The organism is Paenibacillus sp. FSL R5-0490 (assembly GCF_001956215.1).
Classification (GTDB): Bacteria; Bacillota; Bacilli; order Bacillales; family Cytobacillaceae; genus Cytobacillus.
The window spans coordinates 19,675-33,368 of sequence record NZ_MRTQ01000021.1; the positions used below are offsets into that span (position 1 = coordinate 19,675).

Consider the following 13,694-nt stretch of genomic DNA (forward strand, 5'->3'; position numbering starts at 1 on the left):
GGCTGTTTTTTACTTACACTCGAATTTCTTCTTATTGTCCTACTTCAACAGAGTCCTTGCTTTCCTGATAGCTATGATAGTTTAAAGCTGCTGCTCCCAGTGTTTTTGCTGCAATTAGCATGGCTTTTTCATCAATATCAAATTTGGGGTGATGGTGCGGGTAATTTTCTGATGTATTTTCAGGTCTTGCCCCGGTAAAGAAGAAGGTCCCTTTCACATGCTGAAGATAGTATGCGAAATCTTCACCGCCCATTTCAGGGTCTGTCTCTTCTGCCCATTTGACTTCATCAATTTTCCCTGCCAGTTCAGCCAGGTATTCAGTCTCCCTTTTATGATTTACAACTGCAGGGTAGCCTCTGTGGAACCGATACTCATAGCCACTGTCTGCTGTGTAGCATGTTCCTTTGACAATGCGCTCGATTTCCTCTTCGATATTAGTGCGGACGTCCTCGTTAAATGTGCGGACAGTACCAATCAATTTTGCTCTATCTGCAATTACATTAAATGCGTTATCAGCTACGAAAGAACCAACTGTTACAACAGCAGAGTCAATTGGATTTACTTTTCTGCTGACGATTTGCTGAAGATTGACAACCAGCTGGGAGGCAGTTACAATCGCATCTTTCGTTTTGTGAGGCTGTGCTCCGTGCCCGCCTTTTCCTTGGATGGTAACTTCAAACCTGTCTGCTGCCGCCATAAATGGGCCAACCCGATATTGGATCTTCCCTGTTGGTTCTGATGCCCACAGGTGTGTTCCAAAAATGGCATCGACACCCTCAAGGCAGCCATCTTTGATCATCGAAATAGCTCCGCCCGGAGCATATTCCTCGGCGTGCTGGTGAATCATTACATATGTACCTTCTAATTCATCGCGAAGTTCATTTAGTGCCTTCGCCAGTACAAGTAAAGTTGCCGTATGTCCATCATGTCCGCAAGCATGCATTACCCCAGGAACCAATGATTTATATGGGACATCCTTTTCATCCTGGATAGGAAGTGCATCAAAATCGGCTCTTAAAGCGATGGTCTTTCCTGGTTTGCTGCCATGAATCCTGGCAACCACTCCATTTCCCCCTACATGGCTCCGGACTTCGATCCCCAGATTTTCATAAAAGGTTTTGATATAGTGAGCCGTTTTCTCTTCCTTAAAAGATACTTCAGGGTTCTGATGAAGATAGCGCCGGATGGAGACCATTTCATCATAATAGCTTTCCAATTTTTTAAATAGTGTTTCAGACATGATTCCCTCTCCTATCGACGTAATTTTTCCATTATTATAACATTCTTTAATAGGATAAAGAGAAAAATGTTTTTTCTGCAAACATAACATAATAAAATTGAAGAAGAAATGATACTATAAATGAAGACCAATATGGGAGGTATTAGTAAGATTGGAAATGCTTAAATCTAAATGGACCTATTTTTTTCTGGCTGTATCCGCATCCATTTTTCTATATTTTCTTGTTGCCGTTACTAACGGACAACCTCTTGATTTTGACCGTTACTTGTCAAAGTTCTTTACAGAATTATTTTCAGAAAGCACCCATCCTTTTTTTGAAGCCATGGACAATATGGGGAGTAAAATCGGTGTAGGGATTATTACATTGGCTTTCTTATTGTTGCTTTGGCTCAAGTATAGGAATTATGAGGCGATGGCAGCTGTTGTTTTTGCTGTTGCAGCGGGAAATGAAGTAAATAAGTGGCTTAAAGAGGCTGTTGGAAGGCCGCGCCCTGATCAGGAGCATCTTGTTGATGTGGCGAGTCTCAGCTTTCCGAGCGGACACGCGATGATTGGGATGATTCTATATACGTGGATAGGCTATTTTATCATTACCGAGCTGAAGAAAGCGTCAGCGAAATGGATCACGGCAATTATTGCAGGCATTTGGATTTTTCTAATGGGGATCAGCCGGATAGTGATGGGGGTACATTATCCGTCGGATATCACAGCAGGATTTGCAGCAGGCTATATTTGGGTATTCATATCAATTTCCCTTTATGCGGCCTTAAAGTCAATGTTCAGAAGGAAATCATATGAGAGAGAATCAGCTTAACAGCCAAAGAGACTATCGCCGATAGTCTCTTTGTTGTTTTAAATGAGGAACATGGCTGCAATAGTTGTCACGATTAAGCCAATTGTGACAGGAAGCAGGTTCCGTCGGGCCAGTTCAAAAGCATCTACATTGCAGATTGCGGCTGCAGGTATAAGGGCCCAGGGAACCAAAGTGCCACCGCCCACCCAGATGGCAGCTACCTGCCCGAGAGCCGTTAAGGTTGCAGCACCTGTGCCGATAGCTGTCGCAAATAGATTTGCAATGGAGCCGGCAAGTGAGATGCCGGAAAAGCCGGATCCATCAAGCCCTGTTATGGCTCCAACGACAGTCAGTGTAATGGCGCCTACCTCTTTGCTTAAAGGGACAACAGATGCCAGCCCCACTCCAAGATCATTAACAATTCCATGAGAGCCCTTTGGCAAAAAGTCTCCTATCATCTGAGAAAATCCAGCGTCCCCCAGATAAAAGAAAGCTGCAATTGGAATGACAGGGCCAAATACTCTAAATCCAAACTGGAAGCCTTCAACTAAATAGGCTGTTGTTTTTTCAAGACCTTTATTACGATGGGCAGCGAGCGTAATCATCAGGAGGATAAATATTGATGTCCCGCCTACCAAGGCGGTTGCGTCACCGCCCTGAAGATCTAACGCAAACATGGCTGCTACATCAGCAGCAAATAAGATTGGAATTAATAACGCAAAAAAACGTTTTTGTTTAAGTGAAAGCAGATGTTTTTGACTGGAATCAGCCTGCAGTTCAGCTGGTGTATCCCCAGTAAGCCCAGTATCTGCAGTCAGCTTGCCGCTTTTCATATCTCTCTTGATAAGATAAAAAGCAGTTATAGTCGTGACTGCACCCATAATAATAACAAGCGGAACACTGGCTGATATGACCTCGCCTACAGGAAGACCTGCCGCGTCGGCAGTTAACTTCGGGGCAGCCTGGATTATAAAATCTCCGGATAGTGCGATGCCATGACCGAACAGGTTCATGGCCATTGCCACACCCAGAGCAGGTAATCCTACCCGGATGGCTACGGGAAGAAGTACGGCCCCCATTAAGGCAACAGCAGGAGATGGCCAAAAAAACCAGGAGATGACCATCATCAAAATTCCGATCGTCCAATAGGCAAGTGCCGGTGTTCTGATTAACCTGGTAAAAGGAGAGATCATGACATCATTAATTCCGGTTGTGGTCAGTGTCCGGCTCATGGCCACTATAATGGAAATGACCAGTATAGTGGAAAGAAGTTCTGTTATCGCAAATATAAAACTGGTGAAAATACTGCTGACTGAACCGCTTAAGGAGCCGGTAGCTGTAATGGCAATTAAAAAGATGCCCGCAATACAGACCAGCGTTGTATCTCTCTTCATAACCATGAAGCCGATGATGAAGACAATAAAAAGAACATATATCCAATGAATGGCTGTCAGCTCAACTCCCACTTGATTTTCCCCCTTTCAAAATTCCATAAGAGAAGCGCCGGTTTAGGCGAATCACCCGATTCGGAATGTAGTACAGAATATGATGGAATGAAATAAATGGTGATATGAATTAAATCCGTCCAGAGGAGGAGGCTGAAACACACCGGGGGATGTTTCAATAGAATTGCTGACTGATAAAATGAATGCAGAAGGAAAATGTTTTTGCATTAGCGAATACAAGAATAGAAGAAAAGAGGGAAGGGAAAGCCTATGAGATACAGGTCCGTTAATCAAATAATCTTCGCGATAAGTTTATCAGCTATTGGGGTTTTGCTTCTTCTTATGAACATAGGTGTCATTTCCTTGGAAATAAAAGAGGTATTTGTCGTAATTTACCCCTTTATCCTAATGGCTGCCGGGTGTTATTATCTGCTTTCATACATACTGAAGAATAGCCGGAGCGGGATGTTTCCCGGGTTATTTCTAATTGTATTTTCATTACTATTAATCCTTGATCGTCTCGGAGTCATTGCATTCAGGTTTATGGAAATCTGGAAACTCTGGCCCCTGTTTCTTATTTTTATCGGCATTAATATTCTTTTGAAAAAAGATCGTTTAAAGATACATTTTGAACAGGATTTCCCGGCAGATATCTATGGGAAAGACAAAGGTGCAGCGGAGAAAAAAGTTATTAATATCTCAAAATATGAAAGTCCTCAGCCGCTTAAAAATATAAGAGGCTTTTCAATTGGCGATGTGGATTTTAAACAGCCGAATTGGTCTCTCGAGCCGATGGATTTATATACAATGATCGGTGATTATTTTATCGATTTCAGCAAAGCTTTCATCCCGGAGAAAGAGACGCCTGTCATTGTGAGAGGGTGGATTGGCGATGTGAAAATGATCATCCCCGAAAACATTCCGGTGATGATCCAGTCAAATATTAATATAGGAGACATCCGCATTTTTGATCAAAAGACAGGTGACATCAACCGCAGTCTTCACTACAAGTCGCCCGGTTATGATGAGGCCTCAAGAAAGCTGAAAATCGCTGTACAAGTAAAAATTGGATCCATTAGGATCGATAAAGTATAGGGGTATAAGATGAAAAAAAGCGGAATCAGGTATTGGTTTGTGCAGAGCTTTATTATGATGGCCATTATAAGTTCATTAATCTTTTTTGTCGGATTGCAGGTCTATCTATTTTACAATTCTGAATCGCCATTGACTATAAAGAGCACCTTTTGGCTGTTTTTGTATGTTTTAACGGTATTACTCCTTACGGGTGCCTATTTTGGGCTCAAGGGCAGCTACTTAATAAAAGGGCGGCTCGGTGATATCCTGTTATTTGTTTCGACCTTAAGAAGCGGCAAGTATGCTGATCGGATGGAATCGTATGAAAAAGATGAAATAGGATTAATATCAGATGAACTGAATCAGCTGGCCGAAAATATTCAGGAGCAGGTTTATTCTATGCAGCGGCTTGCCGATGAAAAGTCTGCATTGGCACAAACAGCCCATTCAGCAGCTGTAATGGAAGAAAGACAGCGCCTGGCCAGGGATCTCCATGATGTAGTGAGCCAGCAGCTTTTCGCATTAAGTATGATGTCTTCAGCAGCCCTGAGAGTTTTTGATTTGGATAGTGATAAAGCGAGAGAACAGTTAAATGAAATCTCTGAAATCGCTGCGAAAGCCCAGGGGGAAATGAGGGCGCTTCTCCTCCATCTTAGGCCCGTTCAGCTGAGTAATGACAGTCTCTGTGATGGTATTATTAAGCTGATTCAGGAGTTAAAGGCAAAGACAAACATCGAATTCCATGCAAGTATTGATGAGATTGTAAACCTTTCCAAAGCAGCGGAAGAGCATTTATTCCGGATTGTCCAGGAGGCTTTATCTAATGTGCTCCGTCATGCGGATGCAGGAAAGATCAAAGTAACCCTAACGGAAGAGGATGATTACATCTTTCTTTTTATTGCTGATAATGGAAAAGGGTTTAATCCTCATAAAGAGAGAATCACTTCTTACGGGCTGAAAACTATGAGGGAACGCTGCGAGGAGGTTGGCGGAATATTCAAAATACGATCCAAAGAAAACGAAGGAACTTATATAGATATTAAAATTCCGGCAAAAGGGGAGAGGCTGAAATGATCAGGGTAGCAGTTGTGGATGATCATGAAATGGTAAGAAGGGGCATTATTTCTTATTTGGCAACTGAGTCTGGCATAGAGGTCATTGGGGAAGCAGGCAGTGGGAATGAAGCTGTAAAGCTTGTGCTGAAAGAGCGGCCGGAAATTGTTTTGATGGACCTCCTGATGGAAAATGGGAACGGAATAGAAGCGACTAGGGAGATTCTAAAATGCTATCCTGAATGCAAGGTTATCATCATAACCAGCTTTTACGATGATGAACAGGTTTTTCCGGCGATTGAAGCGGGTGCCTTCAGCTATATGCTGAAAACGGCAAATGCTGCCGAAGTTGTAACTGCCATTAAGAAAGCTGTGCAGGGTGAACCTGTCATTGAGTCAAAGGTTGCAGGGAAAATGGTAAGCCGTTTCAGAGAAAAAGAAAAAAAGCCTCATGATGATTTAACTGAAAGGGAGTTTGATGTCCTGCTCTGCATTGGGGAAGGGATGACAAACCAGGAAATCAGCGAGGAATTGTTCATTGGCATCAAAACCGTCAAAACACACGTAAGCAATATCCTCAGTAAACTTGGCGTTACAGACCGTACACAGGCAGCCGTTTATGCCAACCGAAACGGAATTATAAAAAAACAGGCAAAAAAAGGATGAGTCATAATGGCTCATCCTTTTTTTACAAGATAAGAAAGATACAATTGCACTTCCAGGTCCAGCATGCTTCTTGTTACTCTTCTTTAGGGATATAATATTGGGTCACGTATGGAGAGCTGGAAAAAATATTCGGTGTCTTATCAATGCCGCTCTCCGTACCGCGTTTTTCATGTGCTTTTTCATATGCTTTGGAATTCTGCCAGTTTTTAAATGACTTTTCATCCTGCCATAGCGTTAGGGTGACATATGTGTTTGATTCAAGAGGCCGCAGGACACGGATAGCCATAAATCCCGGTTCATTTTCGATAAGCCCTGCCCTGTTTTTCAGCCGGTGCTCAAATAGCGGCCTGCCTTCATCTGTAACTGGTACATTATTCAGAACGGCAAATCCTGCGCCCGAGAAGGTTCCGGAAGAATCGATGACTTCATAGGAACGGGGCTCTTTAAAGATAGAGGCGCCTGATGTTTCATGAATTAATAAGGCAGTATCAGTATTCTGCATTGTAACCATGTTTTCATCGGGGTGCTTTTCCTCAATTTTTTTCAAAAAATCGTAAGTTCCTCTGGCCATATAAAGCTTCATTTTTTTTTTCACTCCACTTGGATAAGTTTTATAGTGTTCTCTCTGGAGTATAAACACTACATTATTTAAAATATATTTATATTGTGCTTATATCCTTACAATCTTCAATTTTCCCTTATTTAAACAGTTAAAAACGTCAATTTTTTGACATTTGACGTTCATATCTATAAAAAACAAAGAAAAAAGGATATAGTCATAAAGGATAGATCTTCGAGATTTCTAATTTGGTTACATATATATTACAATAATACGCAGACAAGTCTTGAAAGGTGGATAAAATTTAATGACGAACTCATTTAATGATACATTTCTGAAGGCAGCAAGAGGAGAACAGACAGAGCATGTTCCTGTTTGGTATATGCGCCAGGCTGGCCGCTCACAGCCGGAGTATAGAGCAATTAAAGAAAAATACTCCCTATTCGAAATTACACACCAGCCTGAACTTTGTGCTTATGTAACAAGGCTGCCCGTAGAGCAGTATAACAATGATGCTGCGATTCTTTATAAAGACATTATGTCACCGCTTCCAGCCATTGGGGTGGATGTGGAAATTAAATCAGGAATCGGCCCTGTTATATCAAATCCAATCCGTTCCAAAGCAGATGTAGAGAAGCTTGGTGAAATCAATCCGGAAGAGGATGTTCCATATGTCCTGGATACCATTAAGCTTCTTACTCAAGAGCAGCTGACTGTTCCTCTTATCGGTTTTGCAGGTGCTCCGTTTACTCTTGCAAGTTATATGATTGAAGGCGGTCCATCAAAGAATTACAACAAAACAAAAGCATTCATGTATGCAGAGCCTGAAGCATGGTTTGCGTTAATGGATAAGCTTGGAGAAATGACTATTACCTACGTGAAGTCCCAAGTCAAAGCAGGTGCAAAAGCCATCCAGATTTTCGATTCATGGGTTGGTGCCTTGAATGTGGAAGATTACCGCTATTTTATTAAGCCGGTAATGAATCGAATTTTCTCTGCCTTGAAAGAAGAGAATGTTCCGCTGATCATGTTCGGTGTAGGCGCAAGCCATCTTGCACTGGAGTGGCATGATCTGCCGCTTGATGTAGTGGGGCTTGATTGGAGACTTCCGATTCAGGAAGCAAGGGCAAAAGGCATCACCAAAACAGTTCAGGGTAATTTAGACCCTGCGATTCTCCTTGCACCTTGGGAGGTTATCGAGGAAAAAGCAAAAGCTATTCTTGATCAGGGAATGGCTCAGCCGGGTTATATTTTCAACCTTGGACACGGTGTATTCCCGGAGGTTAATCCTGACACATTAAAGAAATTAACTGCTTTTATTCACGAATACTCTGCCTCAAAATTAAGCAAGTAGCCTCCGGCTGGCTTAAAGCGATAGCAGGCTGCACTTGCATATTGCTATGAGCATTAGTTTTGGTAATCGATTATTTTTTTGGCACAATAAAAACTGGAGACAGAATTTGAGGTGGATGACATGGGTAAAAAAAGAATGGGTTTACTTGTAATGGCTTATGGAACTCCCTATAAGGAAGAAGACATTGAGCGTTACTATACACATATCCGCAGAGGAAGAAAGCCTTCTGAGGAAATGCTTGAAGATTTAAGAAGCAGGTATGAAGCGATCGGCGGAATATCGCCGCTTGCAGAAATTACTAAAGATCAGGCTGAAAAACTTGAGCAGCATTTAAATGATATTCAGGACGAGTATGAATTCAAAATGTATATTGGGTTGAAGCATATCGAACCTTTCATAGAAGATGCAGTTAAACAAATGCATGAGGATGGGATTGAGGAAGCTGTCAGCATTGTTCTTGCGCCGCATTTCTCAACCTTCAGCGTGAAATCATATAACGGCAGAGCCAAGGAAGAGGCTGAAAAGCTTGGCGGCCTTGAAATAAGGTCAGTTGAAAGCTGGTATAAAGAGCCTAAGTTTATTAAATATTGGGCTGATCGGGTAAAAGAAACCTTCGATAAAATGCCTGCTGACAAAAAAGATTCTGCAGTATTAATTGTTTCTGCACATAGTTTGCCGGAGAAAATCCTGCAATCCGGGGATCCATACCCGCACCAGCTGCAGGAAACAGCTGACCTCATAGCCGAACAGGCTGGTGTCAAAAACTATGCTGTGGGCTGGCAAAGTGCAGGAAACACACCTGAGCCATGGCTTGGGCCTGATGTCCAGGATTTGACAAGAGATCTTTATGAAAATAAAGGCTACAAAGCATTCGTTTACACACCTGTAGGTTTTGTGTCTGATCATCTTGAAGTGCTGTACGATAATGATTATGAATGCAAAGTTGTCACTGATGAGCTGGGAGCAAGCTATTACCGCCCTGAAATGCCGAATTCTCAGCCTGAGTTCATTGATGCAATGTCAGATGCCATTTTTAAATTGCTGAATAGATAAAGCGAAAATTCACTCAGTGGGGGCTTACTGCCTGTTAGACTGCGATAATGCAAAAAATTAGAAAAGAAGGCGATTTACCGTGCAGGGAGAGAGACAGAAAGTTATTGTTGCCGGAGGAGGAATTACGGGTCTTGCTGCAGCTTACTATCTGCAGAAGGAAGCTAAAGAAAAGGGCTTGGCTCTGGACGTTAAGCTCATAGAGGCTTCACATCGCCTTGGCGGCAAGATTCAAACAATAATACGAGACGGTTTTGTGATCGAACGAGGGCCCGACTCCTTTTTGGCCCGTAAGCAAAGTGCAGCGCGCCTTGCCAGGGAAGCGGGCCTTGAAAAGGAACTTGTGAGAAATACTTCTGGCAAGTCCTATGTCCTTGTAAGGCAGCGGCTATATCCAATGCCTGGCGGATCCATCATGGGCATCCCGACACAAGTTGCTCCCTTTATAACAACCGGCTTATTCTCTCCTGCAGGAAAGGCAAGAGCTGCGGCAGATTTTGTGCTGCCTCGCTCCAATCCTTCCACAGATCAGTCTCTGGGTGCCTTTTTCAGAAGAAGGCTTGGTGACGAAGTTGTCGATAATTTGATTGAACCGCTTCTCTCTGGCATATATGCAGGCGATATTGATCAATTGAGCCTTATGGCCACCTTCCCGCAGTTTTATCAGGTTGAGCAGAAGTATAGAAGCTTAATAATGGGAATGAAGAAGGCTGCAGGCTCTCAGCCGAAACAAGCCGGAACCAGCAAAAGCAAAGAAGGAATGTTTCTTACTTTCAAATCAGGGCTTCAATCACTTGTCGATGCCCTCGAAAGCAAGCTTGAACCCGGGACTGTGCTGAAAGGCCATCGCATTGAATCGGTTGTTAAGAATGGCGAAAGCTATACCGTTGAAATAAATGGGGGAGAAAGCCTTAATGCAGATTGCATAGTTATGGCTGTTCCCCACCATGCATTGTGCAGCATCTTCTCCGGCTGGGGACTTTTTGAGCAGTTTAAAGAAATGCCGTCCACTTCAGTGGCAACTGTAGCTCTGGCTTTTCCAGAGGATGCGATTGAAAGGGATATAGACGGAACGGGTTTTGTTGTTTCACGTCATAGTGATTACACCATTACTGCCTGTACCTGGACACATAAAAAATGGCCTCATTCTACCCCAAAAGGAAAAGTGCTTCTGCGCTGTTACGTTGGCAAAGCCGGGGATGAAGCAGTTGTGGATCTGTCAGATGATCAAATTGTTAAAGTTGTGCTCGATGATTTAAATAAAACGATGAATATTAATATGAATCCTGAATTTAGTTATGTAACCAGATGGAAAGATTCCATGCCTCAGTATACCGTTGGACATAAAGAACGCGTCGGACTGGCAAAGAAACAGGCGCAGGATGAGCTGCCGGGCATTTTTCTGGCAGGAAGCTCGTTTGAAGGTCTTGGTGTTCCTGACTGCATAGATCAGGCAGAAGAGGCAGTTCGAAATACAGTAGAATACCTGCAAAGCAACAAGCCAAAAGCTGTCCGTGTGTGACAGCTTTTTAAATTGGCATCATTTCAGGTTGCTTTTTCAAATAGAGTATGATAAATTACTCCTTGTACTAATGACCAAATCGTTCATTTAGTCATTTTCAAAGAGGTGAGTTTATGTCAGCAGATCGGAAACAGCAGATTCTTGAAGCAGCCACAAAATCATTTTCTCTTTTTGGCTATAAAGCAACCACTATGGACCAGGTTGCAAAGCTTGCGAATGTTGGAAAAGGCACTATCTATAATTTCTTTAAAAATAAAGAAGAGCTGTTTGATGAAATTATCCATACGCTCATCACGGAAATGAAAAATGCAGCCGATGAAGCGCTTGATCCTTCTTTGCCCTTTCACAAAAATGTTCATCGGGGATTGTATAAAATACTTGAATTCCGCATGAAGCATCAGCTTACAATCAAGCTTTTCCAGGAAGCAAAGGAAATGGGAACTCCTGCTGTTACAGATGTAATTGGGAAAGTGGAGGATGCGATAATTAAATATGTAAAAGACAAAGTTACACTTGCCATTGAAAGAGGAGAAATCCGGGAATGCGATCCGGAACTGACTTCCTTTGTCATGCTTAAGCTTTATATTGCTCTTATTTTTGATTGGGAGCAGCGTCATGAACCATTGGAAAAAGAAAAAATAGCTCTTCTTTTTGAGCAATATATTATGAAAGGATTATCGAACTAGATAGTCCTCTATTTTTTCAGAAAAATGACCAGATGAGAAAAATAGTCAAAAAGTAATTTGGAGGGATTTAAGGTGAAAAACAAACTTTTCCTTAAGGAGTTTTCAGCCATTATAAAAAACAAGAAGCTGCTGATTCCGATTATAGCAGTTATGTTTATTCCGGTTTTATACAGTGGAATGTTCCTGTGGGCATTCTGGGATCCATACGATCATTTAGATGATCTCCCGGTTGCCATCGTTAATGAAGATGCCGGTGCTGTATTGGAAGGAAATGAATTGCACCTGGGCAATGATCTTGTTGATAATTTAAAGGAAAGCAAGGACTTTAACTTTCAATTTGTTGATAAAGAAGAGGCATACAAGGATCTAAATGATCAGCAATACTATATGCTGGTTGAAATTCCCAAGGATTTTTCCAAGAATGCTACCACTCTGCTGGAAGACAAACCGCAGAAAATGAATCTGATTTACGTTCCCAATGAGAGCTACAATTTCTTATCTGCTCAAATCGGCGGGACAGCTGTTGAAAAAATTAAAGCGTCACTGTCAGAAAAAGTAACTGAAACATATGCAGAAACCATGTTTGATAAGGTAGGGGAACTTGCAGATGGCATTGGACAGGCAAGTGATGGTGCCCTTCAAATCAGTGAAGGAGCAGCTGATCTAAAGGACGGATCCAGAACCTTGCATGAGAAGCTTGAGCTTTTGGCCAATAAATCCATTGAGTTCAATAACGGTGTAAGCACAGCAAGCAAGGGTTCTAAGGAAATGGCAGAAGGAGCTAAATCTCTTTCAGAAGGTTTAGGCAAACTTGCAGGAGGCCAATCGGAATTGAGAAATGCTTCTGATCAGCTAAAGTCAGGTAGTGAAGATCTTTCTGCAGGTGTTACACAAACAAAAGAAGGAATCTTAACGGTAAAAGAAAAACTTCCAGTTATGATCGATGGAACCGAACAGCTTGAAAATGGAGCAAACACATTATCTTCATCTCTGGAGCAATGGCAGACGGAAGCGCAAAAGCTCAGCGGAGGCACTGCTCTTTTAGAACAAAGGCTGCAGGGCATCTTATCGCAGCTTCCAGAAGGTTCTCCTGAAAAGGCTGAGCTTCAGACTGCACTTGCACAGCTGAAGACCGGATCAGCCCAGCTTGCCGAATCAGCCGGCAAACTATCTGGTGGAGGAGCTGAATTGTCCCAAAGAATGGGGCAGTTAAAGGCAGGACAGCAGCAGCTCCAGCAGGGAATAAATCAGCTTGCCCAGGGAACAGCCGAGCTGGAAAATGGCTCCCTTAAGCTGGTACAGGGCCATAAAGATTTCGATGCAGGAATGGAAACATTTGCTCAGAAGTTTGGTGAAGCACAGGCCGGAGCAGACAGGCTGGCAGGCGGTGCAGCAGATTTGTCAGGAGGTCTTGGCAAACTGACACAAGGTTCAGCTGCATTTGCAGACGGCTCGAAGCAGCTTGAAGCTGGTGCAGGCAAAGTTGCTGAGGGTAATTCACGAATTTATGAAGGATCGTCTGAGTTAGCAAATAAATTAGCCGATGGCGCTGATAATGCTTCTTCAGTAAATGCCAGCGATAAAACATATAACATGATGGCAAATCCGGTGGAAATAGATAATGAGAAGATTACAGAAGTACCAAATTATGGTACGGGATTTGCACCTTATTTTCTGTCTCTTGGTCTTTTTGTTGGAGCTCTGCTGCTTTCCATTGTATTCCCGCTCAGGGAACCGGCTGGCGTTCCGCGCTCAGGATTCAGCTGGTTTGCAAGCAAGTTTGGAATTCTTGCAGGAATAGGCATTATTCAGGGTCTTATTGCAGCGATGATTCTATTGCTGGGACTTGGCCTGGAAGTGCAGAGTGTCCCATTGTTTCTTCTTTTTACAATCCTAACCAGCCTGACTTTCATAGCGCTTATTCAATTCTTTGTCACTGTCATGGGTGATCCAGGCCGGTTTGTTGCGATCATTATTTTAATACTCCAGCTGACAACAAGTGCCGGGACTTTTCCACTTGAGCTGATTCCTAATGCACTTCAGCCAATCAGTTCATATTTGCCTATGACCTATTCTGTTTCCGGTTTTAAGGCAGTCATTTCAAGCGGCAATTTTGATTTTATGTGGGAGAATGCGGTAATTCTCCTGAGCTTTGGAGCCTTGTTCATTGCAGGATCTTTTGTTTACTTTACTGCCATGCACAAGAAAAGATTTGCAGCTGCTGCAGAGCAGACTGATTGATTATAAGTAAAA

At 42.7% G+C, this 13,694-nt stretch carries 12 protein-coding genes; 9 read left to right on the forward strand and 3 right to left on the reverse strand.

Features of this window, described 5'->3' with window-relative positions; translation table 11 throughout:
- Nucleotides 1–31: 31 nt before the first annotated feature.
- Nucleotides 32–1,240, reverse strand: coding sequence for a M20 family metallopeptidase (locus tag BK139_RS17040; RefSeq protein WP_076261131.1), 1,209 nt, complete (start codon nt 1,238–1,240; stop codon nt 32–34).
- A 157-nt stretch (nt 1,241–1,397) separates the two neighbouring features.
- Between BK139_RS17040 and BK139_RS17045 the strand changes: the two genes are divergently transcribed.
- Nucleotides 1,398–2,054 (forward strand): phosphatase PAP2 family protein, encoded by a 657-nt coding sequence (locus BK139_RS17045; RefSeq protein WP_286149048.1) that lies wholly within the window; start codon nt 1,398–1,400, stop codon nt 2,052–2,054.
- A 38-nt stretch (nt 2,055–2,092) separates the two neighbouring features.
- Here the strand turns inward: BK139_RS17045 and BK139_RS17050 are convergent, their stop codons facing one another.
- Entirely contained in the window at nt 2,093–3,499 is a 1,407-nt protein-coding gene (locus BK139_RS17050) for a hypothetical protein (RefSeq protein WP_076261136.1), read from the reverse strand.
- Nucleotides 3,500–3,748: 249 nt separating this feature from the next.
- On the opposite strand from BK139_RS17050, the gene liaF reads away from it, so the two are divergent.
- From liaF to BK139_RS17065, 3 genes are read left to right on the forward strand one after another with little or no spacing between them, the layout of a single operon-like run.
- Nucleotides 3,749–4,573, forward strand: a complete 825-nt coding sequence (liaF, locus tag BK139_RS17055) for a cell wall-active antibiotics response protein LiaF (RefSeq protein WP_076261138.1) — start codon at nt 3,749–3,751, stop codon at nt 4,571–4,573.
- Between the two features lie 9 nt (nt 4,574–4,582).
- Complete coding sequence (locus BK139_RS17060) at nt 4,583–5,626, forward strand: sensor histidine kinase (protein ID WP_076261140.1); 1,044 nt, start codon at nt 4,583–4,585, stop codon at nt 5,624–5,626.
- Nucleotides 5,623–6,270 carry a response regulator transcription factor gene (locus tag BK139_RS17065; RefSeq protein WP_076261142.1) on the forward strand — a complete coding sequence of 216 codons (648 nt, stop codon included), beginning with the start codon at nt 5,623–5,625 and terminating at the stop codon, nt 6,268–6,270. Before BK139_RS17060 ends, BK139_RS17065 begins: the two co-directional genes overlap by 4 nt.
- Nucleotides 6,271–6,343: 73 nt before the next feature.
- On the opposite strand, the gene BK139_RS17070 is transcribed toward BK139_RS17065, so the two are convergent.
- The gene (locus BK139_RS17070; protein ID WP_076261144.1) at nt 6,344–6,853 is read right to left on the reverse strand and encodes an antibiotic biosynthesis monooxygenase family protein; all 510 of its coding nucleotides are present in this window, start codon (nt 6,851–6,853) and stop codon (nt 6,344–6,346) included.
- A 283-nt stretch (nt 6,854–7,136) separates the two neighbouring features.
- On the opposite strand from BK139_RS17070, the gene hemE reads away from it, so the two are divergent.
- The 5 genes from hemE (at nt 7,137) to BK139_RS17095 (ending at nt 13,682) form a co-directional block, all read left to right on the forward strand.
- Nucleotides 7,137–8,183, forward strand: coding sequence for a uroporphyrinogen decarboxylase (gene hemE, locus BK139_RS17075; RefSeq protein WP_048010698.1), 1,047 nt, complete (start codon nt 7,137–7,139; stop codon nt 8,181–8,183).
- 120 nt (nt 8,184–8,303) lie between these two features.
- Complete coding sequence (gene hemH / locus BK139_RS17080; protein WP_076261147.1) at nt 8,304–9,236, forward strand: ferrochelatase; 933 nt, start codon at nt 8,304–8,306, stop codon at nt 9,234–9,236.
- Nucleotides 9,237–9,315: 79 nt separating this feature from the next.
- A complete protein-coding gene (gene hemY, locus BK139_RS17085; protein ID WP_076261149.1) occupies nt 9,316–10,755 on the forward strand; it encodes a protoporphyrinogen oxidase in 1,440 nt (479 codons plus the stop codon).
- A 113-nt stretch (nt 10,756–10,868) separates the two neighbouring features.
- Entirely contained in the window at nt 10,869–11,441 is a 573-nt protein-coding gene (locus tag BK139_RS17090; protein WP_035327005.1) for a TetR/AcrR family transcriptional regulator, read from the forward strand.
- A gap of 72 nt (nt 11,442–11,513) precedes the next feature.
- Entirely contained in the window at nt 11,514–13,682 is a 2,169-nt protein-coding gene (locus BK139_RS17095) for a YhgE/Pip family protein (protein ID WP_076261151.1), read from the forward strand.
- Nucleotides 13,683–13,694: the final 12 nt, after the last annotated feature.

Excerpts from the sequence above, each read along its gene's own strand:
- BK139_RS17040 (WP_076261131.1), bottom strand. The coding sequence starts at position 1,240 with ATGTCTGAAACACTATTTAAAAAATTGGAAAGCTATTATGATGAAATG.
- BK139_RS17045 (WP_286149048.1), top strand. The coding sequence starts at position 1,398 with ATGCTTAAATCTAAATGGACCTATTTTTTTCTGGCTGTATCCGCATCC.
- liaF (WP_076261138.1), top strand. The coding sequence starts at position 3,749 with ATGAGATACAGGTCCGTTAATCAAATAATCTTCGCGATAAGTTTATCA.
- BK139_RS17060 (WP_076261140.1), top strand. The coding sequence starts at position 4,583 with ATGAAAAAAAGCGGAATCAGGTATTGGTTTGTGCAGAGCTTTATTATG.
- BK139_RS17065 (WP_076261142.1), top strand. The coding sequence starts at position 5,623 with ATGATCAGGGTAGCAGTTGTGGATGATCATGAAATGGTAAGAAGGGGC.
- BK139_RS17070 (WP_076261144.1), bottom strand. The coding sequence starts at position 6,853 with ATGAAGCTTTATATGGCCAGAGGAACTTACGATTTTTTGAAAAAAATT.
- hemE (WP_048010698.1), top strand. The coding sequence starts at position 7,137 with ATGACGAACTCATTTAATGATACATTTCTGAAGGCAGCAAGAGGAGAA.
- hemH (WP_076261147.1), top strand. The coding sequence starts at position 8,304 with ATGGGTAAAAAAAGAATGGGTTTACTTGTAATGGCTTATGGAACTCCC.
- BK139_RS17090 (WP_035327005.1), top strand. The coding sequence starts at position 10,869 with ATGTCAGCAGATCGGAAACAGCAGATTCTTGAAGCAGCCACAAAATCA.